Source organism: Myxococcus sp. NMCA1 (genome assembly GCF_026810205.1).
Taxonomy (GTDB): domain Bacteria; phylum Myxococcota; class Myxococcia; order Myxococcales; family Myxococcaceae; genus Myxococcus; species Myxococcus xanthus_A.
Window position 1 is genome coordinate 6,037,138 of the sequence record NZ_CP113950.1, and the last position, 22,325, is coordinate 6,059,462.

Here is a 22,325-nt window from a genome sequence, read left to right on the forward strand (position 1 = left end):
GTGTGCGCCTACGTCGTGTTCCTTGAAGACTCGCGCTCCAACTCCACGCGCAGCAATGCCTTGAGGTCCAGCAACAGCCGGAGCCGGTCCGGTGGCCCGCAGACACCGACGACAAAGGGCGTGTGTCCCGCCACCATCAGCGCGGGCGCGGGCTTGATGTCGCCGCGCCGCACGCGCAGCACCTCCGCCACCCGGTCCACCTTCACCGCCACGCGCCGCGTGCCCAGCTTGCAGACCAGCAGCCGCGTCTTCGGTGTCTCCGGCCCCGGCGCGCCCAGGAGCCGGAACCGCAGGTCCACCACCGGCAGGATGAGGCCGCGCAGATGGACCACGCCCTCCACGAACGCCGGCGCGTGCGGGATGGGGGTGATGCGCTGGAGCGGGAGGATTTCCTCCACCCGCATGATGTCCAACACGTACTCCTCCGCGCCGATGAAGAAGGCACAGAGCTGGACCACCAGGTCCGCGGCCGAGGCCACTTCATCCGTGACCGCGTGGGGACGCCGCGGCAGCAGGTTGACGGAGTCCTTCATGGGGCGAGCGCCTGTTCCGCGTCCAAGAGGATGTAGAGCATGGGGCCGCGCCGGCCCATGCCCACCACGCAATCCCTGTCACCCACGCGCAACCCTGGTGGCGGTGCCTCCAGCATGGACGGCTTGAGCTTCACCACGCCCACCACGCCATCCACCCACACCCCCGCGGGCCCCGTCTCCGTGCGCAGCACGAGGATGCGAGCACTCCGGGGCGGAGCCGGCGCGTCGGGCCCGGCGACCAGGGGCGCCCGTTCCGCCAGCCGCAACCGCACCTTGACGTCGTACACGGGCAGCAGCTCACCGCGCAGGTTCATCACGCCCAGGAGCTGGGGCTCGGCGCGGGGAATCTCCGTCAGCGGCGGAACCTTGGAGATTTCACGTACCCCCCGGATGGGGACCGCGTAGCACTCCCCTTCCAGGCGGAAGGCCAGGTACTCCTCGGGCACCTCCTCGGGGGCCGCGGGCAATACGCCGTCACTGCCCACCGCGAAATCATGGAGCCCGGAGACGTCCTCGTCAGGACGGTAGAAGAAGTCGTCGAGCAGCTCCGAGAACCGGGACACAGCGACGCAGGATAGCAGCCGGCGCGCCCGTCCGCAGCGAGGGTCAGGCGCGACGCCGCTCCACGGCCATGCCCTCTTCCAGGAGCGCCGCCACGTCCAGCACCAGGACGGTGCGCCGGTTGCCCAGGTCGGTGGCGCCGGAGATGCCCCGGACGGACTGGAGCCGGCCCCCCAGGGGCTTGGTGACGATGTCCTGCTGGCCGTGCAGTTCGTCCACGGCGATGCCCAGGCGCTCCTGGGCCAGCCCCACCACCACCACGAAGTGGCGGCTCACCGGACGCTCCGGCAGGGCGAACATGCGAGACAGCCGCACGAAGGGCAGCGTCTGCCCACGCAGGTCCAGGACCTCGCGCCGCTCCACGGTGCGGATTTCCTTGGGCTGGACGGAGATGATTTCGAGCACGCTGTTGAGCGGCACCGCGTAGGTGCGGCCACTAACGCCCACCAGCAGCGCGCGGATGATGGCCAGCGTGACGGGGAGCGTGAGGTGGAAGGCGGTGCCCTTTCCGCGCTCGCTCCACACGTCGATGATGCCCGACAGGTTGCCCAGGTTGTTCTTCACCACGTCCAGGCCGACGCCCCGGCCGGAGAGCTCGGACACGCTGCGGGCGGTGGAGAAGCCGGGCTGGAAGATGAGGTTGAGCAGTTCCCGCCGGCTCATCTCCTGGGCCTGCGCGAAGGTGATGAGGCCGCGGGTAATCGCCACCTCGCGCACGCGCACCTCGTCGATGCCGGCGCCGTCGTCACTCACCTCGATGGCGACGTGGTTGCCCTTCTGCTCGGCGCGCAGGCTCACCACCGCGCGGCGGGGCTTGCCCGCGGCCAGACGGGCGTCAGGGGATTCGACGCCGTGGTCGATGGCGTTGCGGATGAGGTGCATCAGCGGGTCGCTGAGCTCCTCGACGATGAGCTTGTCCAGCTCCACCTCGCCGCCGCTGATGGCGAGCTCGATTTCCTTCCCCGCCTCGCGGGTGATGCGGCGCACCAGCCGTGCCAGCTTGTCGAACACCTGGCCGACGGGGACCATCCGCGCTTCGAGGAGACCTTCCTGGAGGGCTTCCAGCTTGCGCTCCAGGCCCCGCGTCTCGCGCGCCAGCTCCTGGCCGAACAGCTTGGAGAGCGCCACCGCGCCGTCCTGCCTCGCGGACTCCGCGAGCCGCTGGAGGTTGGCCTTGATGAGCAGCAGCTCGCCCACCATGTTGATAAGGCCATCCAGGCGCCCGATGTCCACGCGCACGGTCTGCGTCAGGGAACGCAGCGACGTGTCCGCCGTCAGTGCCGATGGGGGACTCACGGGAGCGCCGGCCGGTGGCGCTGGGGCTACCGAGAGATTCTTGGATGATGCCTTGGCGGCGCCCTGGAGGTAGGCGACGACCGGCACGCTGGAGGGCCCAGGCACGGGAGTCGGTGAAGGCGAGCCGCTGGCATCGGCAGGCATGGCGGCGTCCGCCGTGGGCCATTCCAGGAGCCCGGGCTCCGTGTCTTCCGGTACGTGCGAAAGGAGCGGCTGCCGCGCCTCGGGAGGCATCGCGGCGGGCGTTGCGCGCACGCCCTTCTTCTTGCCGCCGCCCTTGGGCGACGTCGAATGCCCCGCCGCGGGCGCCTCCTTGGCGTCCGCGGACGTGCCTCGGATTGCGGAGCCTCGGGGGCCGCGCGAGGGTGTTGCTCCCTTCCGCGACGTCTCTGTGGTCGCATCAGTCACGCGGACGGGTGCATCAGGTGCCGCGAGGCCCCCTGCCTCTGCGTACTGAGCAGTGCCTGCGTCCCTATCGCGTGTCGCCGCGTCTCCTGGCCGCGTCTCCGACTTCGCTCCCCCGGACGCGCGAAGCGTCGCGGCGGGTTGCACGGCCTGAAGCAACGCGCTCGTCGCGGCCGCTGCGGCCGGGCGCACCGTCAGCGCGGCCAGCTCCGCGGGCGTCCCCTGCAGTCCCGTCTCCAGGGACACACGGTCGACCTGCGCACCAAAAATCAGGTCGAACGCGATGCCATGCGCGCCCCCCGGCTGCGCGGACGGCAGCGTGCTGATGACCTCGCCCAGCGGCTTGAGCCTCGCGTTGAGCTCCGCCAGGCCCTTGTCGAAGTCGGACAAATCAAAGGCGGCTCGCACGCGCCACAGCGACACTCCCCGCCGCACGTTCTCCCGCAGCCGGTGCTCCTCGTACTCCGTGAAGACGGAGCGGACCTGCGCCTCCAGTTCCAACCGGTCCAGCGGGTCGTCGTCAGCAACCTCCACCGGAGCACCCATCGACGCCATCCGCGCGGACATTGCCTCCACGCGGGCGGACAGGCTTTCGCTCTCCGTGCCACGAGCGGCCTCGCCCAGCAGTGCCTGGAACGCATCCAGGACTTCGATGAGCGCATCCAGGACCGCGCCATCCAGCAGCAGCTTCCCCAGCCGAAGCCTGTCGAGCAGGTCCTCTGTCCCGTGCGCCAGCCGGGAGATGCGCTCCTGGCCGAACAGCCCGGACAACCCCTTGAGCGAATGCGCCGCGCGGAAGATGCCGTTGACCAGGTCCGGGTCCGCCTCGTGGCCCCGGCGCTCGTCGAGCACGAGCAGGTCCCTGGCCAGGGCGTCGAGAATCTCCGTCGCCTCGGCCACGAACTCGGCCAGCGCCTTGCTTCCCGGACTCACGGCAGCTTCAGGTAGCGCCGCAGGAGCGCTTCGAGGCTCCCGGGGATGAAGGGCTTGACCAGATACTCCGCGGCGCCCAGCGCGAGCCCGCGCTCGCGGTCCAGGTCGCGCCCCTCCGTGGTGATGATGAAGAGCGGCACGTCGCGGTAGTTGGGGTTCTTCTTGACGAAGTTGATGAGCTCCAGCCCGTTGATGTCAGGCATGTTGATGTCGGTGATGATGAGCTCGAAGCGGTGACGCGGCAGCAGCTTCAGGGCCTCGAAGCCGCTCGAGGTCACCACCACCTCGACGCCCTCCACGGCCTCGACCATCGCGGCGATGTACTCGCGCGATGCTTTCGAGTCCTCGACAATCAACACCTTGACACGCATGTGCGCTCGCCCCGGGCGAGGCATGCTAGCAGAAGGCCCGCCCGCCGAGCGTCAGCCCTTGCGTGCAGGCAGCGACTTGACGAGTCCCTTGTCCGCCAGGACCGCCACCCGTCCGCCCTTGAACGCGGGCAGGAAGCCCTTCTGGAAAGCCTCCGCCCGCGCGGCGTCCTCTACCTGGCCACCGGCGGGCACTTCCAACGCCACGGACTCCACCCGGGCCTTGGACAGCACCCGTCCCGCTTCGGCCAACGCGGCGTTCAGCGTGCCCGCGTCCAGCCGCTGGCGCGCGCCCAGGCCCACCACGAAGATGCGGGGCACCGACAGCTTCCCGTCCGAGGGCAGCAGCAGCCAGTCATCCTTCGCGCCCGTGAAGAAGCCAGCCTTGAGCACCCGCGAGAGCGAGCCACACAGCCGCCAGTCCACGAAGCCCGCGGAGGACGGCAGGGGCCGGTCATCCTCGGCGATGAAGAGGCAGAGCGCGTCCACCCCGCCGAGCGTGTCCAGGCCCTCCAATCCGATGTCGTGCGTCGTCGTCTGGCTCACGGCGCGTCCCTCGCGGCTGGCGTCAGCGGCTCACGGCTTGTTCAAGGCGACCGCGACGCGGTCCAGGAGCCCGTTGACGAACGCGCTCGATTCTTCATTGCCGAAGTTCTTGCCCAGCTCCACCGCCTCGTTGATGGACACCTTGCGGGGGATGTCCGGGCGGTACTTCAGCTCGAAGATGCCCAGTCGCAGCACGTTCCGGTCGATGCGCGACATGCGGTCCAGGCGCCAGTTGTGGCTGTGGCGCTCGATGAGCTGGTCGATTTCGTCCCGGTGGGACTGCACACCTTCCACCAGTTCCCGGGCGAACTTAACCGCGTCCGGGTCCCGCTTGTTGCTCTCCTCGGCGGCCGACCAGGCCGACTCCAGCGCCTCCGCCGTCGTCGCGGTGGCCATCTCCAACTGGTAGAGCGCCTGCAGCGCACGCTCACGTCCCGTTCTTCGCGCGCCCATGGCCTACGCCTTCCTTCCGTCCGTCGCCGACATCTTCGCGTACAGATTGACCATCTCGATGCAGGCCAGTGTGGCCTCCGCTCCCTTGTTCCCCGCCTTCACGCCCGCCCGGTCGATGGCCTGTTCCACCGTGTCCGTCGTCAACACGCCGAAGGTGACCGTCGTGGCCGGAGTGGCCGCCGCGGCCTCGAAAGCCACCGCGCCAATGCCCTTGGCGCACTCGCCGGCCACGTAGTCGAAGTGCGGCGTCCCGCCCCGGATGACGGCGCCCAGGGTGATGACACCCACGTACTGCCGGGTCTCCGTCACGCGCCGGACCAGACCGGGCAGTTCATAGGTTCCGGGGCAGCGGTACACGTCGATGTCCGCGTCGGCCACGCCGTGGCGCACCAGCGTGTCCACGGCGCCCTTGGCCAGCTCCTCGGTGATGAAGCCGTTGAAGCGGGCCACGCAGATGGCGAAGCGGCCCTTGGGGGGTAGAAAGTCACCGTCGAAGTAGCGAGGCATGCCGCGCTTCCTACACCACCCCGGGGCCCGGCGTCGCCTGCTACGGCGTGCCGAACCCCGCAGCCGAGATGGCCGCCGCCGTCAGCCCGCCGCCGCCCCCAGGTGCCCCCTGGCCCCGCTGGAGCGCGAACAGCCGTGCCACGTACTTCCCAATCTGGTCCGCCTCCAGGTTCACCTTCGACCCCACGCCTCGCGCCTTCAAGGTGGTGCGCTCCTGCGTCTCCGGGATGAGCTGCACCCGGAACCGGTCCGCCTCCAGCGTGTTCACCGTGAGGCTGATGCCGTCGATGGCCACCGAGCCCTTCTCGATGAAGTACGGCGCCAGCGCTTCCGGCAGCCGGAAGCTCATCACCCAGGAGCCACCCTCCGGGTAGGTCTCCAGCACCTCGCTGACGGCGTCCACATGGCCAGAGACCAGGTGCCCGCCCAGCCGGTCCCCCAGCGCCAGGGCTCGCTCCAGATTCACCCGGTCTCCGGGCTTCACGGCGCCCAGCGTCGTCCGCCGCAGCGTCTCCGGCGCGGCCTGCACGCGGAAGGTGTCGCCGGTGCGCTCCACCACCGTGAGGCAGGCGCCGTTGACGGCAATCGACTCGCCCAGCTCGAAGGCCGCCGCGCCCAGCGAGGTGTGAATCCACAGGTCGGTCATCCCGCCGGGAATGACGCGCTCCACCCTGCCAAGGTCCTGAATGAGGCCGGTAAACATGGGGCCGTTTATAACGGACCGGCCCCGTCCACGCCCACGGCCGCGCGTGTCCTACAGCAGCGCCTGGAGCAGGATGTCGTCACCATGGCGTTCGAAGGCGAGGTCCTTCACCGCCAGGGCCTGGGCCATCTCCTTCACACCCAGGTCGCCGGCCCAGGACAGGCCCGGGCTGCCAATCAGCTTGGGCGCCAGGAACAGCGCCAGCGAATCCGCCAGGTGCCCGCGCAGGAAGGAGCCGTACATCTCCGCGCCGCCCTCCACCATGACGTGGTTGTGGCCGCCCTTCGCCAGCCGCCGCAGCAGGGCCTTGAGGTCCACCTGTCCCGCCTTCTCGCGGAGCTGCCAGACGTCCACGCCCTGAGCCAGGAAGCGCCGCGCCTTGCGCCCCTCCGGGTCCTCCAGCGTGGCCACCACGGTGCGCGCGGGGCTGCGCTGCGTGAAGACGGTGTAGCCCGGGGACAGGCGCAGGTGGCTGTCCACCACCACGCGCAGCGGGTCCTTCCCGCCGCCACCGGGCAGCCGCGTGGTCAGCTTCGGGTCGTCCTTCCGGACGGTGTTGGCGCCCACCAGGATGACGTCCACGGAGTCACGCAGCCGGTGGACCCAGGCGCGCGCCGGCGCCCCCGTCACCCAACGCGAGTCACCGGTGGCGGTGGCCAGCTTCCCGTCCAGCGTCACCGCCGCCTTGAGCGTCACCCAAGGCAGGCCGGTGCGAATCATCTTGAAGAAGGGCCGGTTGAGGCGGTCCGCGTCCTCCGCGAGCACGCCCGTGAGGACCTTGAGGCCGGCGCGCCGCATCCGCGCCACGCCCTTGCCACTCACCTTCGGGTTGGGGTCCGCCGACGCGCAGATGACGCGCCGGACGCCCGCCTCGATGATGGCCATGCTGCACGGCGGGGTACGCCCATAGTGGTCGCACGGCTCCAGCGTGGTGTAGAGGTCCGCGCCCTTCGCGCGCGCACCGGCGGCCTCCAGCGCGACGACCTCCGCGTGCGCGCTGCCCGCCTTCTTGTGGTAGCCGCGGGCGATGATGCGCCCGCCCTTCACCAGCACCGCGCCCACGACGGGGTTGGGGCTGGTGCGGCCCAGGCCCTTGGCGGCTTCCTCCAGCGCGATGCGCATGAAGAACTCAGCCACCGCCCGGTCGAAATCCGCCGCTCGCTTCGCCCGGGGCGCCCGTGTCGCTTCCAACCTTGCCCGTGTCAGCAGCCGCATGTGCTTACTCTAACCGCCCTTGTCCACCGGTGCCGTGGGAGGCACCTGGCGCTGCTCGCGCGCCTCCGCCTCGCGCAAGGCCTTCAGCTCGTCCATGAACTCCGCGATGTCGCGGAAGCTGCGGTACACGGACGCGAAGCGGACATAGGCCACCTCGTCCAGTTGCCGCAGCCGGCGCATGATCTCCTCGCCGATGACGGACGAGGGCACTTCCTTCTCGCCCATGCCCTGCAGCTGCCGCTCGATGGCGACCACCGTCTCCTCGAGCTGATCCGCGGACACGGGCCGCTTCTCGCACGCCTTCTTCAGCCCGTTGACGATCTTCTCCCGGTCGAACGCCTCGCGCCGCCCGTCCTTCTTCACGATGAGCGGATAGAGCTCCTCCACCCGCTCATACGTGGTGAAGCGGCGCTTGCAGGCCAGGCACTCGCGGCGCCGCCGGATGACGGAGCCCTCGTGTGACTCGCGGGAGTCGATGACCTTGTTCTCGGCGTCCTGACAGAAGGGGCAGCGCATGGAAGGGTACGACCCGCCAGTCTACTTCAACCGCGAGGCGTAGAGCGGGAATCCCTGCGCAAGCTCCTTCACCTGCCCCTTGATGCGGGCCAGCGCGGCGTCGTCCTGCGCGGCGTCCAGCGCCTCGCCGATGAGCCGCCCCACCACCGCCATCTCCGCCTCGCGCATGCCGCGCGTGGTGATGGCCGGCGTGCCCACCCGGATGCCGGACGTGGTCATCGGCTTCTCCGGGTCGAACGGAATCATGTTCTTGTTCACGGTGATGCCGGCCTTGTCCAGCACCGCTTCGGCCACCTTGCCCGTGAGCTTCTTGGGGCGCAGGTCCACCAGCATCAGGTGGTTGTCCGTGCCACCGGACGTCAGCCGCAGGCCCGCGCGCTGGAGCGCCTCCGCCAGCGCCTTCGCGTTGGCGACAGTCTGCTGCTGGTACGCCTTGAACTCCGGCGACAGCGCCTCCTTGAAGGCCACCGCCTTGCCGGCGATGACGTGCATCAGCGGGCCGCCCTGGATGCCGGGGAAGATCTGGCTGTTGATGGTCTTCGCATATTGCTCGCGGCTCAGCACCAGGCCGCCGCGCGGACCGCGCAGCGTCTTGTGCGTGGTGCTGGTGACGATGTCCGCCACCGGCACCGGCGAGGGGTGCACACCCGCGGCCACCAGGCCAGCGATGTGCGCCATGTCCACCAGCATGGCCGCGCCCACCGCGTCGGCGATCTCGCGGAACTTCGCGAAGTCCAGCGTGCGCGGGTACGCGCTGGCGCCCACGACGATGACCTTCGGCTTGTGCTCCCTGGCCAGCGACTCCACCTGCGCGAAGTCGATGGTCTCCGTGTCACGCGTCAGGCCGTAGTGGACGACCTTGTAGAGCTTGCCGGAGAAGTTGAACGTGGCGCCGTGGGTGAGGTGGCCGCCGGAGTTGAGGTCCAGCGACAGCATGGTGTCGCCCGGCTTCATCAGCGCCATGAAGGCGCCCATGTTGGCCTGGCTGCCGGAGTGCGCCTGCACGTTGACCGCGTCCGCGCCGAACAGGTCCTTGGCGCGGGCGATGGCCAGACTCTCCGCGACGTCCACCACCTCGCAGCCGCCGTAGTAGCGCTTGCCGGGGTAGCCTTCCGCGTACTTGTTGGTGAGCACCGAGCCCACCGCCTCCATCACCGCTGGAGAGACGAAGTTCTCCGAAGCGATGAGCTCCAGCCCTTCCTCCTGGCGATGGGTCTCCTCGCGGAGGACGCGGGCAATCTCCGGGTCCACTTCGGCCAGCGTACGGATGTTCTCCATGGCGGATTCCCTCGAACGACGGGTACGGCGGGGCCGTTAGCCCTGGGACTCGGCCTCGCGAATCATCTGGACGCGCCGCTCGTGGCGGCCGCCTTCGAAAGCAGTGCTGAGGAACGCCTCCAGGATGGCGCGGCCCACGCCGGCCCCCACCACGCGCTGGCCCAGGCACAGCACGTTGGCGTCATTGTGGGCCCGGGCCATACGGGCCTCGAACTCCGTGGTGCACAGGGCCGCCCGGATGCCCTTGTGCTTGTTGGCGACGATGCTCATGCCGATGCCGGTGCCACACACCAGCACGCCCAGGGTGGCTTCCCCGGACGCCACGGCGCGGGACACCCGCGCGGCGAAGTCCGGATAGTCCACCGAGTCCCGCGTGACGGGGCCCACGTCCTCGTGGGCCACGCCCCGCGCGGTGAGCGCCGCCACCAGCTCCTGCCGGAGCTCCAGGCCCGCGTGGTCTGAAGCGAGGATGACTTTCACGCGGGTTTCTCCTGGGACGGCTAGAAGCGCTTGAACACCAGCACGGCGTTGGTGCCGCCGAAGCCAAACGAGTTGCTCATCACCGCGTCCACCCGGGCCTCACGCGCCTGGTTGGGCACGTAGTCCAGGTCGCAGTCCGGGTCGGGCGACGTCTGGTTGATGGTGGGCGGCAGGATGTTGCGCGCCAGCGCCAGCGCGCTGACCACGCCCTCGAAGCCGCCCGCCGCGCCGAGCATGTGGCCCGTCATCGACTTGGTCGACGACACGGCGACCTTGCGCGCGTGGTCGCCGAACACCGCCTTGATGGCCTTCGTCTCGTTCGCGTCGTTGAACGGCGTCGAGGTGCCGTGGGCGTTGATGTAGCCCACGTCCTCCGGGTTCATCCCCGCGGACTGGAGCGCCAGCCGCATGCAGCGCGCCGCGCCCTCGCCTTCCGGCGCCGGCTGGGTGACGTGGTAGGCGTCCGAGTTGGCGCCGTACCCCACCACCTCCGCCAGGATGTTGGCGCCGCGCTTCTTCGCGGCCTCCATCTCCTCCAGCACCAGGATGCCCGCGCCCTCGCCCATGACGAAGCCGTCTCGGTCCTTGTCGAAGGGACGGCTGGCACCGGCCGGATCATCATTGCGCGTGGACAGCGCCTTCATCACCGAGAAGCCACCCAGCCCCAGCGGGGTGATGGCCGCCTCGGCACCGCCGGCGATGACCGCGTCCGTCTCACCCAGGCGGATGGACTTCCAGGCCTCGCCAATGGCGTGAGCACTGGTGGCGCACGCCGACACCGGCGCCCAGTTCGGCCCCTTGCAGTTGTACCGCATGGAGATGAGGCCCGGCGCCATGTTAATGATCATCTGGATGATGAAGAAGGGCGACAACCGGTCGAACCCCTTCTCCAACCCCTTGCGGTGCTGCTCTTCCAGCGAAGAGATACCGCCGATGCCCGAGCCGACGATGACGCCGACCTTCTCCGGGATGTAGCCGTGCGGCTGGTCCGGGCCAATGGGAATGCCCGACTCCGTCACGGCCATCTGCGCGGCGGCCAACGCGAACTGCGCATACAGGTCCATCCGGCGCACTTCGCGCTTTTCGATGAACGCCTCGGGCTCGAAGTCCTTCACCTCACCCGCGATGCGCGTGTCGATCTTCCCAACGTCAAAGCGCGTGACCTGGGCAATACCCGACTTGCCGGCGATCAACGCCTGCCAGTTCTTCTCGGTTCCGGTTCCCAGAGCCGAAACAAGTCCGGTTCCGGTGACGACGACTCGACGTTGTGACACGGTCCTCTCCGGTGGCGCCTGGGACACCGGGGACGCCGCGCATCACGCGGCGCCGCCCCGCACCCCGGCACGCCGTGGTGCTACCTACTTCTTGTGGGTGTTGATGTAGTTGGTGGCGTCGGCGACGGTCTTGATGTTCTCCGCCTCTTCGTCGGGAATCTCGACCTCGAACTCCTCTTCCATCGCCATGACGAGCTCCACGATGTCGAGGCTGTCCGCGCCCAGGTCCTCGATGAAGGAGGACTCCGGCTTGATCTCATCCTCTCCGACACCGAGCTGGTCGGCGATGATGGACTTGACCTTGGCCTCAATGGTTGACGTCGACATAAGTGTAGAACCCTCCAGGAACCAGATGTGGCCCGGCTGGCTTCCCGGACCATGTCGAAAGCGGGCGCGGTATATCCCACGCCCGGCGGCAATCCAACCGTGGGTTACATGTACATGCCGCCGTTGACCTTCAGGACCTCGCCGGTGATGTAGGACGCGGCGTCCCCCGCCAGGAAGAGCACGGCACCGGCGACCTCCTCCGGATTCCCCAGCCGACCCAGGGGGATGCCCTCCAGCATCTTCTGGCGCATCTCGTCATTGATCTGATGCGTCATATCTGTCCCGATGAAGCCGGGGGACACGGCGTTGACGCGGATGTTCCGGCTGGACAGCTCGCGCGCCACGGACTTGGTCAGGCCGATGAGCCCCGCCTTGGACGCCGAGTAGGCCGCCTGACCGCCGTTGCCCATCTCCCCCACCACGGAGGTGATGTTGATGATGGCGCCGCCCTTCTGCTTCATCATGGGCCGGCTGACGGCGCGAATGAGCGAGAAGGCGCCCTTGAGGTTGGTGTCCAGCTGCTTGTCCCAGTCCTCGTCCTTCACCCGCATCACCAGGCCGTCCACCGCGACGCCCGCGTTGTTGACGAGCACGTCCAGCCGGCCGTGGGCCTTGACGATGCCATCCACGGCGCTCGCGCAGGCGGCGCTGTCGGACACGTCGAACCGGATGGCCTCCGCCTTGGCGCCTTCCGCCTGGAGCAGGGCCACCGTCTCCTGGGCCGCCGCTTCATTGCCCGCATAGCTGATGACCACGGTGGAGGCCCCCGCCTTGGCGAAGGCCACCGCGCACGCCCGGCCGATGCCGCGCGAACCACCCGTCACGAGCACGACCTTGTCCTTGAAGCCGCTCATGGTGCCACCCCCAGTGCCGCGAGCGCCTTGTCCAGGCTCGCGGAGTCCTCGACGTTGAACAGCTCGATGTCCTTGGTGATGCGCTTGACCAGGCCCACCAGCACCTTGCCCGGCCCCAGCTCGATGATGCGGGTGACGCCTTCGGCCTTCAGCGCCTCCACGCACTCAATCCAGCGCACCGGCGAGCTCACCTGCTCCAGGAGCAGCGGCACCACCCGCGACGCGTCCGCGTTGGGACGGGCCTCCACGTTGGTCACCACCGGCACGGACGGCGCGGACACCTGGATGCGGCCCAGCACCTCCGCCAGCCGGGGCTGCACCGGCGACATCAGCGCGCAGTGGAAGGGGGCGGACACCGGCAGGGGCATCACGCGCTTGGCGCCGGCCTCCTTGCACTTCACCCCGGCGCGCTCCACCGCCGCGGCGTCACCGGCGATGACTGTCTGCTCGGGCGAGTTGTAGTTCGCCGGCGACACCACCTGCCCCTCGGCCGCCGCGTCGCAGGCCGCCTTCACTTTCTCCGGAACAAGGCCCAGCACCGCGGCCATGGCGCCCACGCCCGCGGGCACCGCCTCCTGCATGAAGGTGCCGCGCGCGCGCACCGCCCGGGCCGCGTCGCCCAGGTCCAAGGCGCCCGCCGCCACCAGCGCCGAGTACTCGCCCAGCGAGTGCCCCGCCACGAAGGACGGCGCCGGCCCCCGCTTCGCGAACACCGCGTGCGCCGCCAGCGACACCGTGAGGATGGCCGGCTGGGTGTTGGCCGTGAGCTTCAGCGCCTCGTCCGGGCCCTCGAAACAGAGGGTGGAGAGCTTCTCCCCCAGGGCGGCGTCGACCGCGTCGAACACGGCCCGGGCCTCGGGGAAGTTCTCATACAGGTCCTTGCCCATCCCCACGGCCTGGCTGCCTTGCCCGGGGAACACGAACGCGACCTTCGACATGCGGACTCTGCCTCCTCTTCAGCGGCCGGGGCCGCAGGCTGGACGCCCTGTTGCCGTACCTGAACAGGTTCAGCCAGCAATTTCCGCGAGGCGCCCCGCCACCAGCCCGAGGCGGCCTGCACGCTCCGGGCGAAGGCTCTAATCGGAAACGCCCGCGTCTGTCGCTCTTTTTCCCTTCGGGTGGGTCGGAAGCCACGCTCCCGCGCGCCCGATGCAACGCGTCAACTCCGCCTGCACGCCCCCCTCCGCCATGGCCAGCGCCGCGCCCAGCGCGTTGAAGAGGGCCCGGGGCGTGGAGCGCCCATGCGCGACGATGCCCACCCCCTGGATGCCCAGCAGGGGTGCCCCGCCGTACTCGGCGTAGTCCACCACCCGGCGCAGCCCGGCCAGCGCGGGCTGGAGCAGCATCGCCCCCACCTTCTCCGCCAGCCCTCCGCGCCGCTCAATGGCCTGACGCAGCATGCCAATGACGCCCATGCCCACGCCCTCGGATGTCTTCAGGACGACGTTTCCGGTGAACCCGTCCGTCACCACCACCTGCACCTCGCCGGAGAAGAGGTCCTTGCCCTCCACATAACCCACGAAGTCCAGATCCGAGCGCCGCAGCAGCTCACTGGCCTCCCGGGTGAGCGGCGTCCCCTTGGAGGACTCCTCTCCATTGGAGAGCACGGCCACCCGGGGCCGGGCCACGCCCATGCGCGCGCGCACGTAGGCCTCCCCCATGACGGCGAACTGGGCCAGGTGCGACGGCTTGCAGTCCACGTTGGCGCCCGCATCCAGGAGCAGGCACCGGCCGCCGCCCTTGAGCGCGGGGAAGAGCGCGGCAATGGCGGGACGCTCCACGCCCGGCAGCCGTCCCAGCGTGAGCAGGCCCCCGGCCATGACGGCGCCGGAGTTGCCCGCCGAGACGAGCGCCTCCGCCCGGCCGTCCCGCACCAGCTCGAAGCCCACCCGGAGGGAGGAGTCCCGCTTGCGGCGGAAGGCGGACGAGGCGTGCTCGTCCATCTCCACGACTTCAGAGGCGTGGTGGACCTGGAGGTTGGACGGAGGCCGCAGCTTGCCCAGCAGGGGCGCCACCTTCGCCTCGTCCCCCACCAGGAACACCTCATGGCCGGGGTGGGCCCGCGCGAAGAGCACCCCACCCTCCACGGGGGCGGAGGGCGCGTGATCGCCGCCCATGGCATCCAGCACCAGCCTCATCCCCACCCTCTCCTTGCCCGCCAGGCGTCCCGGCGGCTGTCGGTGTCGGTATCCCACCCGCCGGGGGGCGGGCGGCGCGCAGCACAGCAGGAACCCTCCAGGGGGGCAACGACTGGCTGACACCCCCCTGGGGCACAGCCGAAGAATGGCGCCCGCGCCATGGGCGTTGTCACCGGGCACCGTCCAGGATAGACGGTGCCCGGGAGATAACGGGCCCTCCCGCGTTGCCACATTGACTCGGGGGCTTCGAGCCGCTAGGGTCCGCCGCCTTCCGAAGCCGGACATGGAGTACGGGAGCCTTCGTGCGACCGCCCCAGACCGGTTTCGAGCAGAGAGTGTTGCGCACGGAGCCGGGGACCCCGGCACAGCGCGAAAGACATTGGACTCAACCGGTCCGGACCGGCGCGAACGCTCCGGGTCGGGGTCGAATATAGAGGTGAGCCGTGGGTGTCCCCAAGAAGCGTACTTCGAAGATGCGTCGCGACCGCCGCCGTGCGGCCAACAACAACCTGCGGAGCGCCGTGCAGGTGACCAAGTGCCCGAACTGCAAGGAGCCGGTGATGCCTCACCGCGCCTGCACGTCCTGTGGCCAGTACAAGGGCCGTGAAGTGGTCGCTCAGGCCGAGGCCTGACACACAGCCGCATACAGCGCCCTTCCCGGGCGCTGCGAAACACGACGGGCCGCGTCTCCATTCTGTGGAGGCCGCGGCCCTTGTCGTTTCAGGGCCCCCCTCACGAGGCGGCCCTGCACTCCAGGCTCACTTCAGTTGCTGAGCTTGATGTTCTTCAGCGGCGCCAGCCGCGGGTCCGCAGGCCGGGTGTCACAGGTGCAGGCGACGTCGTTGCGGTTCGCACCGCACTGCGAGCACAGGCCCTTGCAGTCGTCCCGGCACACGGCGTTCATCGGCAGGGCCAGCAGGAGCTGCTCCCGGACGATGGGGTCCAGGTTGATGGTCTTCCCGTCGAAGACTTCCTGATCCGCGTCGCCCATCTCGAAGGAGCCGCCAGACTCTCCCTGGCTGCGCTCCTTCTTCTCCATGGCCTTCTCGTCGTCATCCTTGAAGTCGTCGCCCCGGGCCAGCGACTCCGGCACCAGGTTGAGCGTGAACTCCACGGGGACCTTCGTGGCCACGTCGGTGAGGCAGCGCTTGCAGGGGCTGGTGACGTCTACCGTGAAGCGGCCCTCCAGCAGCACGCCGCCGCTCAGCTTGCGCAGCGACGCCTTCAACGTCGCCGGGGCCGTTGCCCGGAATCCGGTATCCTCGCCGGAGGCAGCGCCTCCCAGCGTCTCACCGAGCAGCTCGAGATTGACGGGCTCCTCGAGCTTCAGCCCTGCGTCCTTGATTTGATCAACCTTTACGAGCATTTACGCTACTTCCAGGCGAAAAGGGGCGCGCAACATAGAGGGCGGCCCCTCCAGCGTCAACACGCCGTCATGCAACACCGCCACGAAGATGTCACCGCGCCGTCACCCCCGATGGGCCGGCCTTCGTGGATTCTCTCGATAACGTTTGGATAGGTTCGAATCGATGCACGCACACGGCTGGCGGTTGCGCGGGTGGGCCCTGCTCCTGGTGCTGGGCCTGGGTGCCCAACCGGGCTGGAGCCGGCCCCTCTTCCCTGAGCCTGTTCTCTCGCAGCTCGGCCCGGCCAGTCCGGCCATCACCGAGGCCCGCGAGCAGTTCGACCAGGGCGAATTCGAAGACGCACGTCGCACCCTCCTGGAAGGCCTGGATGCGCCGGACCTGACGGATGATCAGCTGGTGGAGATGTACCGCCTGCTGGGCCTCACGGCCCTCTACCTGGGGGACGAGCCCCAGGCGCGCGACGCCTATGAGAAGCTGCTCCAGGCCCGGCCGGACTACGAGCTCCCCCGCAGCTCCCCGCCCAAGCTGCGCGCCCTCTACGCGCGCATCCGCGAGGACATCAAGAGCCGGCGCGTCCGCCCCGTCACCCTGGACGCGGACCCCATCCCTGATCCGCCGGGTGGCGAGCCCGTCGTCGTGGAGGCCACCATCCAGGACCTGGCGCTGGGCGCCCGCGCGCGCCTCTTCTACCGGCGCGCCGGTGACGAGGCCTACAACTCGGTGGACTTCGCGCGTGAGCGAGGCCCCGACGGCCGCCCCCGCGAGCGCTACCGCGCGGTGCTGCCGGCCTACGAGGTACCCACCGAGGCCGAGGCCTACGAGATGGAGTACTACTTCGAGGTCGCGGACGCGGCGCAGCGCCGGCTTGCGGGCCGGGGAGACTCCTTCCAGCCGCTCATCTTCCAGGTGGCGCCCCGGGCCGTGCGCGCCGGCGCCGCCGCCGACCCGTCCTCCCGCCCCTGGTACAAGAGCCCCTGGCTCTGGGTGGGCGTGGGCGCGGTGGCCATTGGCGCCACCGCCGGCATCGTGGCGCTGACCTCCGGCGAAGAGCGGGGCCGCGTTCCCATCACCATCCGCGTGGAGCCCCCCGCCCCATGAGCCTGCGCCTCCTGTTTCCCCTGCTGTTGCTCGGCCTTGGAGCGTGCGGCCCTGACGCCGAGCCTGCGGGCCGCTTTCCGCTCGCCCTGACGCTGGAGCGCGCGGTGGCCAACGACGTCCAGGCCCTGCAGGTGGCCGTGGTGACGCGGGGCTCCAGCCGCAGCTGCACCGAGATTCAGCGCACGTGCCTGGGCACCCAGGTGCGGCGTGACGACCTGGTGGTGCTGAAGGACGCCCAGGGCCGCGAGGGCCGGGCCCTCCGCTTCCCGGTGGACCTGGCGGCCCTCCAGTCGGGTGGAAGCCTGGAGCTGGCGGTGGACGTGCCGGTGGGCCGAGATTACGCGCTCGTCATCGAGGCGATCACCACGGGGACCCCGCCCGGCTTCCTGGGGAGTTCGTGCAACTACCTCCGAGAGGTCAACGCGGGCGACAACGCCCCGGTGATTGCCGCGCCCCTGACGCTGACCGGTGGAGATTGCAACCCGTCCATCGCGCCCTGAGCGCGGAGGGACTCAAGAGGACTTCATGTCGCGCATCCTGATTATCGAGGACGAGCAGGACCTGGCTGGCCTCGTCGACTACAACCTGCGGGCCGCGGGCTTCGAAACGGAGACGGCCAACACCGGCGCGAGCGGGCTCGCCAAGGCGCGCGCGCATCCGCCAGACCTGGTGCTGCTGGACCTGATGCTGCCGGACGTGGCGGGCAGCGAGGTGCTGCGCATGCTCAAGGCGGACACCGAGCTGCGCAAGGCGTCCGTCATCATCGTCAGCGCGAAGGGCCAGGAGTCCGACCGGGTGCAGGGCCTGGAGCTGGGCGCCGACGACTACGTGGTGAAGCCCTTCTCCGTCCGCGAACTCCTCCTGCGCGTCAAGGCCGTGCTGCGCCGCGCGGACGCGGAGGACGGGCCCGCCGCGGTGCTCGCCTCCGGTGACATCAGCCTGGACACCACCCGCCACCAGGTGCGCGTGAAGGGCGAAGAGGTGCTCCTCACCGCGCTGGAGTTCCGCCTGCTGCGCACGCTGCTGGAGCGCTCGGACCGGGTGCAGACGCGCGAGGTGCTGCTGTCGGACGTCTGGGGCATCCAGGCGGAGATCCACACCCGCACCGTGGACACGCACATCAAGCGGCTGCGCGAGAAGCTGGGCCCCGCTGGGGACATCATCGAGACGGTGCGCGGCGTGGGCTACAAGCTCAGCCCTCCGTGAGGCCGCCCCGCCCATGCCCCTGCGCGCCACACTCCTCCCGCTCCTGCTGCCCGCCGTCGTCGTCGCGACGCTCGTCGCCATCCTCGACGGGCCGAAGGAGGTCGTCGCCGCGGCGCTCGTCGCGCTCGCCGGCTCCCTCATGTCCCTGGGCATGAGCCGCGGAACGCTGCAGCGGCAGCTCGACCTGCTTGCCCGCCACACGCGGGACCGCGCCGAGGGAGGCCCCTCTACCGCGCCCTCCGTTGTCCCCGAGCGGCTGGACGAGGTGGCCGGGCTCGAAGGCGCCATCGACTCGCTGCACGCCCAGCTGTCCGCGCGCAACACGGCGCTCACCCAGGAGGCGCGCACCCTCACCGCCGTGATGGACGGCATGACGGAAAGCATCTGGGTGACGGACGAAGAAGGCACGGTGGTGCGCCACAACGACGCCCTCCGGGCCATGCTGGCATCCACGGGCAGCCCGCTCACCGGCCAGCGCCCCCTGGCCCTCATCCGGAACGAGGCGCTGCACGACGCCGTGATGCGCGCCTGCCGTGAGAGCGCGTCCAGCAACCTGGAGCTCACGCTGGACGGCCTCTTCCCGCGCACGCTCTCCATCCGGGTGACGCCGCTGGCCAAGGACTTGCCGGGCAGCGCCGCCGTCTTCCACGACGTCACCGAGCTGCGCCGGTTGGAGAAGGTGCGCAAGGACTTCGTGGCCAACGTGTCGCACGAGCTGCGCACGCCGATTACCGCCGTCCGCGGCTACGCGGAGACGCTCCAGGGCGGCGCCCTCAATGACCCCGTCATGGCGCCGAAGATGGTGGAAATCATCCACCGCCAGTCCGAACGCCTGTCCGAGCTGGTGGAGGACCTGCTGGAGCTGTCCCGCCTGGAGTCGCGCGAGGTGAGCCTGAAGCTCGCCCGCGTCACCCTGGCCGACGCCGCCGCCCGCGCCGCCGACACCGTGCGCCCCAAGGCCGAGGGCAAGGGCCAGGTCATTTCACTCCATGTCCCCCAAAATCTACTCGCGGTGGGGGATACCCGGGCCGTGGAGCAGGTGCTGCTCAACCTGCTGGACAACGCGGTGAAGTACACGCCCGCTGGTGGCCGTGTGGATGTTTACGGTGCGTGCGAGGGAGGCCGCTGCGTGGTGCGGGTGAAGGACACGGGGGTGGGCATCGAGGCCAAGCACCTGTCGCGCATCTTCGAGCGCTTCTACCGGGTGGACAAGGGCCGCAGCCGGGACATGGGCGGTACCGGCCTGGGGCTCGCCATCGTCAAGCACCTGCTTCAGGCCATGGATGGCGAGGTCAAGGTGGAGAGTCAACCCAACGAGGGGAGCACCTTCACCATTTTTCTGCCCCTGGCGGCTTCATCGAGCGCGGCGACAGGGTAGGATGGGGTGACCATGCGGGTCGCCATCCTCGCGGACATCCACGGGAATCTTCCTGCCTGCGAGGCCGTCCTCGAGGACATCGCGCGCTCTGTGGCGCCCGACTACATCGTCGCGGCCGGTGACCTGGCGCTGCGTGGCGCCCATCCCCGGGAGACGGTGGACCTGCTCTTCGACCGGTGTGACTCCGTCCTGATGGGCAACACCGACTGCTACCTGGCGGGCAACTACCTGGGCGGCGCCTACCGGGAGAAGGACCACTGGAAGACGGAGCTGCTGCGCTGGACGCGGGACCAGTTGGGCGGCGCGCTGCTGGAGAAGCTGGGCGCCCTGCCCTTCTCCGTGCGCTACACGCCGCGCAAGGGCCAGGACCTCTTCGTCTGCCACGCCAACCCGCGCAACCTCGAGGAGTCGCTGGACCCCACGTTGGATGACGTCGCGGTCCGCCGCTTCTTCAGCCACCTGGACGCGGCGGCCTGCGCCTTCGGGCACCTGCACTTCCCCTACCGCCGCCGCGTGGGCCGCATGCTCATCGCGGACGTGGCCAGCGCGGGCATCCCCCGGGATGGCGATTTGCGCCCCGCCTACGGCGTCTTCACCTTCACGCCCAAGGGCTGGCGGGTGCAGATTCGCCGGGTGCGCTACCCGGTGCGCAAGGCCACCCAGGCCCTCACCGCGCGCCGCGTCCCTGGTGGGCCGCTGCTGGTCCACAAGCTGGTGGAGGCGCGCTACCGCCACCACAACGCGCTGATGGAGGCCGCGCGGCGCCACTCCGGCCTGCCGCCACCGGGCCCGGTGCTCCGCCCGCCGCCGGGGGCCGCCTCGCGCGCCGCGGCCACGCCCATGGACAGTCGCCCCTCCCCGGAGGTCGACCCCGCCTCGTTGCCCACGGACATGGACGGCACCGTGACGGGCGCGGCGCCGCTGCCCCTGGACGCGCTCAACGATTTTGAAGGGTAGACGTTGTCGCCAGTCCGTTGCTTGCGCGGGGACGCCGGGAGTGATTCACGGCGTTCACCATGTCCGCACGCGAGCTGCCGCTGCTGTTCATCCGCCACGCCGTCGCGGAGGACTCTCACGTCTTGGGCGATGAGGCGCGCGCCCTCACCCCGGAAGGCCGTGCCGCCTTCCGCCACCACGCACGCAAGCTGGCACGCCTCACGCCACTGCGCGGCATCATCACCAGTCCGCTGGTGCGCGCCGTCCAGACGGCGGAGCTGCTCGCCGAGGCCTTCGGCGTGTCCGGCGTGGAGGTCCACCCCGCCCTGCTGCCCCAGCGCGGCGCGCACAAGCGCATCGTCGACCTGGGCCGCGAGCGCGGCGCGGGCTGGGCCCTGGTGGGCCACAACCCCTCGCTGGAGCGCGCGGCCATTCGCGCCCTGGAGCAGGAGCTGCCGGACAAGCTGCGCAAGGGCGCGGCGCTGGCGCTCCATCCCCTGAAGAACGGCGGCTTCACGCTCGCGTGGTGGGCCACGCCGGGCAAGCCCGTGAAGCGCCCTGGCGACCTGCGCTGACGCGCCTCAGTGCGCCGCGCCCAGCAGGAAGGACAGGACGAGCATGGCCAGCACCGTGGCGGTGATGCCCACGTAGAGCCGGTCCTTCTGCTGGCGGAAGATGAGCAGCGACAGGGCCACCCGCATCACCGGCACGGCCATCATCACCAGCAGTCCCGCCATGACGAACGCCTGGCCCCGGGCGGCCAGCGCCCCCGCCACGACGTCCCCCAGCGTGTGCGGCACCGGGTGCGGTGAGGTGAGGCGCTGCAACGCCTCGGACGAGACGAGGTAGTCCGGGTGTCGGAAGAACGTCACGACGGTGCCCAGCGTCACCAGCGACAGGCTGGCGGCCACGCCGTACCGCAGCAAGTCACTGATGAGCAGCTCCGGCTGGAGCAGCGAGGCGTCCTCGCCGTCCTGCACCGCCGCGGTGGCGGCCTCGGGGCTTCGCGGCTCCGGCGTCGGTGCCTCGCTCATGGCGCCCACCCCTTGCGCAGCATCTCGAAGGCCACCCATAGCAGCACGCCCACGAAGAGCGCGCGCAGCCACGTGCTGTTCACCCGGGCCATCAGGTGGCGCGAGCCCAGCCACGCGCCCAGCGTGACGCCCACGCACACCGGCCCCGCGATGAACGGGTCGATGTTGCCGCGCGCGAAGTACACGCCCGCGCTGGCCGCCGCCGTCACGCCAATCATGAAGTTGCTGGTGGCCGTGGACACCTTCAGCGGCAGCCGCATGGCCAGGTCCATGGCCGGCACCTTGAGCGCGCCCGAGCCGATGCCCAGCATGCCGCTCACCGTTCCCGCCACGTACATCAGTCCCAGGCCCACCAGCGGCCGCGTGACGCGGTAGGACACCTCACGGCCCTGCGACTCGTCCCAGTAGCTGCCGTGCAGCGCCAGCCGGTCCGCCAGCGCGTCCGCGGGCACCGGTGCCTCGGCGCTCGACCGCATCCGCCGCAGCATCACCAGCGCCGACCACGCCATGACGCCGCCAAAGACGAGGTACACGCCGCGCCCACCCACCAGCCCGGACATGAACGCGCCGCTGAGCGCGCCCGCCGTGGTCGCCAGCTCCAGGAACATGGCCACGCGGGTGTTGGCCATCCGGTCGCGGACGTAGGCCGCCGCCGCGCCGCTGGACGTGGCGATGACGGAGACGATGGACGCCCCCACCGCGTACTGGATGTCCACCTTCAGGAGCAGCGTGAGCACGGGAATCAGGATGAGTCCACCGCCGATACCCAGCAGTGAACCCAGCAGTCCCGCGCCCACGGAAAACCCCAGGACGACGAGCATGAAGAGGAAGGGAGTCATCGAAGCTGCTCCCCATCCTCTCCCCCTCACCGGCCTTTGGCCACCAGGAGAATGGCTCGATTCGAGCCGCTCCCCTGGTC

27 protein-coding genes are annotated in these 22,325 nt (G+C 70.0%); 7 read left to right on the forward strand and 20 right to left on the reverse strand.

Annotated features, from left to right (window positions below; all coding sequences use genetic code 11):
- Positions 1-8: 8 nt before the first annotated feature.
- The 17 genes from OZ403_RS24580 to plsX all read right to left on the reverse strand — a co-directional run bounded on the left by OZ403_RS24580 (position 9) and on the right by plsX (position 14,387).
- Positions 9-533 carry a chemotaxis protein CheW gene (locus tag OZ403_RS24580; RefSeq protein ID WP_140799170.1) on the reverse strand — a complete coding sequence of 175 codons (525 nt, stop codon included), beginning with the start codon at positions 531-533 and terminating at the stop codon, positions 9-11.
- Positions 530-1,096, reverse strand: coding sequence for a chemotaxis protein CheW (locus OZ403_RS24585; protein ID WP_140793585.1), 567 nt, complete (start codon positions 1,094-1,096; stop codon positions 530-532). The genes OZ403_RS24580 and OZ403_RS24585 overlap by 4 nt, the downstream gene beginning before the upstream one ends.
- A 43-nt stretch (positions 1,097-1,139) precedes the next feature.
- Entirely contained in the window at positions 1,140-3,728 is a 2,589-nt protein-coding gene (locus OZ403_RS24590; RefSeq protein ID WP_268781865.1) for a chemotaxis protein CheA, read from the reverse strand.
- Positions 3,725-4,099, reverse strand: a complete 375-nt coding sequence (locus OZ403_RS24595; protein ID WP_140793589.1) for a response regulator — start codon at positions 4,097-4,099, stop codon at positions 3,725-3,727. Before OZ403_RS24595 ends, OZ403_RS24590 begins: the two co-directional genes overlap by 4 nt.
- A gap of 51 nt (positions 4,100-4,150) precedes the next feature.
- Entirely contained in the window at positions 4,151-4,642 is a 492-nt protein-coding gene (locus OZ403_RS24600) for a M17 family peptidase N-terminal domain-containing protein (protein ID WP_140793591.1), read from the reverse strand.
- Positions 4,643-4,672: 30 nt separating this feature from the next.
- Complete coding sequence (nusB, locus tag OZ403_RS24605) at positions 4,673-5,095, reverse strand: transcription antitermination factor NusB (protein WP_011554748.1); 423 nt, start codon at positions 5,093-5,095, stop codon at positions 4,673-4,675.
- A gap of 3 nt (positions 5,096-5,098) precedes the next feature.
- Positions 5,099-5,602, reverse strand: coding sequence for a 6,7-dimethyl-8-ribityllumazine synthase (ribH, locus tag OZ403_RS24610; RefSeq protein ID WP_020478482.1), 504 nt, complete (start codon positions 5,600-5,602; stop codon positions 5,099-5,101).
- Between the two features lie 40 nt (positions 5,603-5,642).
- Positions 5,643-6,305 (reverse strand): riboflavin synthase, encoded by a 663-nt coding sequence (locus OZ403_RS24615; protein WP_268781866.1) that lies wholly within the window; start codon positions 6,303-6,305, stop codon positions 5,643-5,645.
- 51 nt (positions 6,306-6,356) lie between these two features.
- Positions 6,357-7,520, reverse strand: coding sequence for a bifunctional diaminohydroxyphosphoribosylaminopyrimidine deaminase/5-amino-6-(5-phosphoribosylamino)uracil reductase RibD (gene ribD, locus OZ403_RS24620; protein WP_140799176.1), 1,164 nt, complete (start codon positions 7,518-7,520; stop codon positions 6,357-6,359).
- A gap of 9 nt (positions 7,521-7,529) precedes the next feature.
- Positions 7,530-8,036: a transcriptional regulator NrdR gene (gene nrdR / locus OZ403_RS24625; protein ID WP_140793595.1), complete on the reverse strand. Its 507-nt coding sequence runs from the start codon at positions 8,034-8,036 to the stop codon at positions 7,530-7,532.
- Positions 8,037-8,057: 21 nt separating this feature from the next.
- Positions 8,058-9,314 carry a serine hydroxymethyltransferase gene (gene glyA, locus OZ403_RS24630; RefSeq protein ID WP_268781867.1) on the reverse strand — a complete coding sequence of 419 codons (1,257 nt, stop codon included), beginning with the start codon at positions 9,312-9,314 and terminating at the stop codon, positions 8,058-8,060.
- A 36-nt stretch (positions 9,315-9,350) separates the two neighbouring features.
- Positions 9,351-9,794 (reverse strand): ribose 5-phosphate isomerase B, encoded by a 444-nt coding sequence (gene rpiB / locus OZ403_RS24635; protein ID WP_090495521.1) that lies wholly within the window; start codon positions 9,792-9,794, stop codon positions 9,351-9,353.
- 20 nt (positions 9,795-9,814) lie between these two features.
- On the reverse strand, positions 9,815-11,068 hold the full coding sequence (gene fabF / locus OZ403_RS24640) for a beta-ketoacyl-ACP synthase II (RefSeq protein ID WP_140793597.1): 1,254 nt from the start codon (positions 11,066-11,068) through the stop codon (positions 9,815-9,817).
- An 84-nt stretch (positions 11,069-11,152) separates the two neighbouring features.
- The gene (gene acpP, locus OZ403_RS24645; protein ID WP_090495523.1) at positions 11,153-11,395 is read right to left on the reverse strand and encodes an acyl carrier protein; all 243 of its coding nucleotides are present in this window, start codon (positions 11,393-11,395) and stop codon (positions 11,153-11,155) included.
- 104 nt (positions 11,396-11,499) lie between these two features.
- On the reverse strand, positions 11,500-12,249 hold the full coding sequence (gene fabG / locus OZ403_RS24650) for a 3-oxoacyl-[acyl-carrier-protein] reductase (RefSeq protein ID WP_140799184.1): 750 nt from the start codon (positions 12,247-12,249) through the stop codon (positions 11,500-11,502).
- On the reverse strand, positions 12,246-13,187 hold the full coding sequence (fabD, locus tag OZ403_RS24655; RefSeq protein ID WP_140793600.1) for an ACP S-malonyltransferase: 942 nt from the start codon (positions 13,185-13,187) through the stop codon (positions 12,246-12,248). The genes fabG and fabD overlap by 4 nt, the downstream gene beginning before the upstream one ends.
- 138 nt (positions 13,188-13,325) lie before the next feature.
- Positions 13,326-14,387 carry a phosphate acyltransferase PlsX gene (gene plsX, locus OZ403_RS24660; RefSeq protein WP_140793602.1) on the reverse strand — a complete coding sequence of 354 codons (1,062 nt, stop codon included), beginning with the start codon at positions 14,385-14,387 and terminating at the stop codon, positions 13,326-13,328.
- A 443-nt stretch (positions 14,388-14,830) separates the two neighbouring features.
- Between plsX and rpmF the strand changes: the two genes are divergently transcribed.
- A complete protein-coding gene (gene rpmF / locus OZ403_RS24665; protein ID WP_011554760.1) occupies positions 14,831-15,019 on the forward strand; it encodes a 50S ribosomal protein L32 in 189 nt (62 codons plus the stop codon).
- 131 nt (positions 15,020-15,150) lie between these two features.
- On the opposite strand, the gene OZ403_RS24670 is transcribed toward rpmF, so the two are convergent.
- On the reverse strand, positions 15,151-15,753 hold the full coding sequence (locus OZ403_RS24670) for a YceD family protein (protein WP_268781868.1): 603 nt from the start codon (positions 15,751-15,753) through the stop codon (positions 15,151-15,153).
- Positions 15,754-15,916: 163 nt separating this feature from the next.
- On the opposite strand from OZ403_RS24670, the gene OZ403_RS24675 reads away from it, so the two are divergent.
- From OZ403_RS24675 to OZ403_RS24700, 6 genes are read left to right on the forward strand one after another with little or no spacing between them, the layout of a single operon-like run.
- Entirely contained in the window at positions 15,917-16,852 is a 936-nt protein-coding gene (locus tag OZ403_RS24675; protein ID WP_140793606.1) for a tetratricopeptide repeat protein, read from the forward strand.
- Positions 16,849-17,352, forward strand: coding sequence for a hypothetical protein (locus OZ403_RS24680; RefSeq protein ID WP_140793608.1), 504 nt, complete (start codon positions 16,849-16,851; stop codon positions 17,350-17,352). The genes OZ403_RS24675 and OZ403_RS24680 overlap by 4 nt, the downstream gene beginning before the upstream one ends.
- A 25-nt stretch (positions 17,353-17,377) precedes the next feature.
- The gene (locus tag OZ403_RS24685; RefSeq protein ID WP_140793610.1) at positions 17,378-18,058 is read left to right on the forward strand and encodes a response regulator; all 681 of its coding nucleotides are present in this window, start codon (positions 17,378-17,380) and stop codon (positions 18,056-18,058) included.
- A 13-nt stretch (positions 18,059-18,071) separates the two neighbouring features.
- Positions 18,072-19,436, forward strand: a complete 1,365-nt coding sequence (locus OZ403_RS24690) for a sensor histidine kinase (protein WP_268781869.1) — start codon at positions 18,072-18,074, stop codon at positions 19,434-19,436.
- 12 nt (positions 19,437-19,448) lie between these two features.
- Entirely contained in the window at positions 19,449-20,393 is a 945-nt protein-coding gene (locus OZ403_RS24695) for a metallophosphoesterase family protein (protein WP_268781870.1), read from the forward strand.
- Between the two features lie 59 nt (positions 20,394-20,452).
- Positions 20,453-20,947 carry a SixA phosphatase family protein gene (locus OZ403_RS24700; protein WP_140793616.1) on the forward strand — a complete coding sequence of 165 codons (495 nt, stop codon included), beginning with the start codon at positions 20,453-20,455 and terminating at the stop codon, positions 20,945-20,947.
- A 6-nt stretch (positions 20,948-20,953) separates the two neighbouring features.
- Here OZ403_RS24700 and OZ403_RS24705 read toward each other — a convergent pair whose 3' ends face one another.
- Together OZ403_RS24705 and OZ403_RS24710 are read right to left on the reverse strand one after the other, a co-directional pair.
- Positions 20,954-21,406 (reverse strand): DUF1634 domain-containing protein, encoded by a 453-nt coding sequence (locus tag OZ403_RS24705; RefSeq protein ID WP_268781871.1) that lies wholly within the window; start codon positions 21,404-21,406, stop codon positions 20,954-20,956.
- Positions 21,403-22,245: a sulfite exporter TauE/SafE family protein gene (locus OZ403_RS24710; protein ID WP_140793620.1), complete on the reverse strand. Its 843-nt coding sequence runs from the start codon at positions 22,243-22,245 to the stop codon at positions 21,403-21,405. The genes OZ403_RS24705 and OZ403_RS24710 overlap by 4 nt, the downstream gene beginning before the upstream one ends.
- Positions 22,246-22,325: the final 80 nt, after the last annotated feature.

Coding starts and splice junctions, on each gene's coding strand:
- OZ403_RS24580 (WP_140799170.1), bottom strand. CDS start 533: ATGAAGGACTCCGTCAACCTGCTGCCGCGGCGTCCCCACGCGGTCACG.
- OZ403_RS24595 (WP_140793589.1), bottom strand. CDS start 4,099: ATGCGTGTCAAGGTGTTGATTGTCGAGGACTCGAAAGCATCGCGCGAG.
- nusB (WP_011554748.1), bottom strand. CDS start 5,095: ATGGGCGCGCGAAGAACGGGACGTGAGCGTGCGCTGCAGGCGCTCTAC.
- ribH (WP_020478482.1), bottom strand. CDS start 5,602: ATGCCTCGCTACTTCGACGGTGACTTTCTACCCCCCAAGGGCCGCTTC.
- OZ403_RS24615 (WP_268781866.1), bottom strand. CDS start 6,305: ATGTTTACCGGCCTCATTCAGGACCTTGGCAGGGTGGAGCGCGTCATT.
- ribD (WP_140799176.1), bottom strand. CDS start 7,520: ATGCGGCTGCTGACACGGGCAAGGTTGGAAGCGACACGGGCGCCCCGG.
- nrdR (WP_140793595.1), bottom strand. CDS start 8,036: ATGCGCTGCCCCTTCTGTCAGGACGCCGAGAACAAGGTCATCGACTCC.
- glyA (WP_268781867.1), bottom strand. CDS start 9,314: ATGGAGAACATCCGTACGCTGGCCGAAGTGGACCCGGAGATTGCCCGC.
- acpP (WP_090495523.1), bottom strand. CDS start 11,395: ATGTCGACGTCAACCATTGAGGCCAAGGTCAAGTCCATCATCGCCGAC.
- fabG (WP_140799184.1), bottom strand. CDS start 12,249: ATGAGCGGCTTCAAGGACAAGGTCGTGCTCGTGACGGGTGGTTCGCGC.
- fabD (WP_140793600.1), bottom strand. CDS start 13,187: ATGTCGAAGGTCGCGTTCGTGTTCCCCGGGCAAGGCAGCCAGGCCGTG.
- plsX (WP_140793602.1), bottom strand. CDS start 14,387: ATGAGGCTGGTGCTGGATGCCATGGGCGGCGATCACGCGCCCTCCGCC.
- OZ403_RS24670 (WP_268781868.1), bottom strand. CDS start 15,753: ATGCTCGTAAAGGTTGATCAAATCAAGGACGCAGGGCTGAAGCTCGAG.
- OZ403_RS24675 (WP_140793606.1), top strand. CDS start 15,917: ATGCACGCACACGGCTGGCGGTTGCGCGGGTGGGCCCTGCTCCTGGTG.
- OZ403_RS24680 (WP_140793608.1), top strand. CDS start 16,849: ATGAGCCTGCGCCTCCTGTTTCCCCTGCTGTTGCTCGGCCTTGGAGCG.
- OZ403_RS24685 (WP_140793610.1), top strand. CDS start 17,378: ATGTCGCGCATCCTGATTATCGAGGACGAGCAGGACCTGGCTGGCCTC.
- OZ403_RS24690 (WP_268781869.1), top strand. CDS start 18,072: ATGCCCCTGCGCGCCACACTCCTCCCGCTCCTGCTGCCCGCCGTCGTC.
- OZ403_RS24695 (WP_268781870.1), top strand. CDS start 19,449: ATGCGGGTCGCCATCCTCGCGGACATCCACGGGAATCTTCCTGCCTGC.
- OZ403_RS24700 (WP_140793616.1), top strand. CDS start 20,453: ATGTCCGCACGCGAGCTGCCGCTGCTGTTCATCCGCCACGCCGTCGCG.
- OZ403_RS24705 (WP_268781871.1), bottom strand. CDS start 21,406: ATGAGCGAGGCACCGACGCCGGAGCCGCGAAGCCCCGAGGCCGCCACC.
- OZ403_RS24710 (WP_140793620.1), bottom strand. CDS start 22,245: ATGACTCCCTTCCTCTTCATGCTCGTCGTCCTGGGGTTTTCCGTGGGC.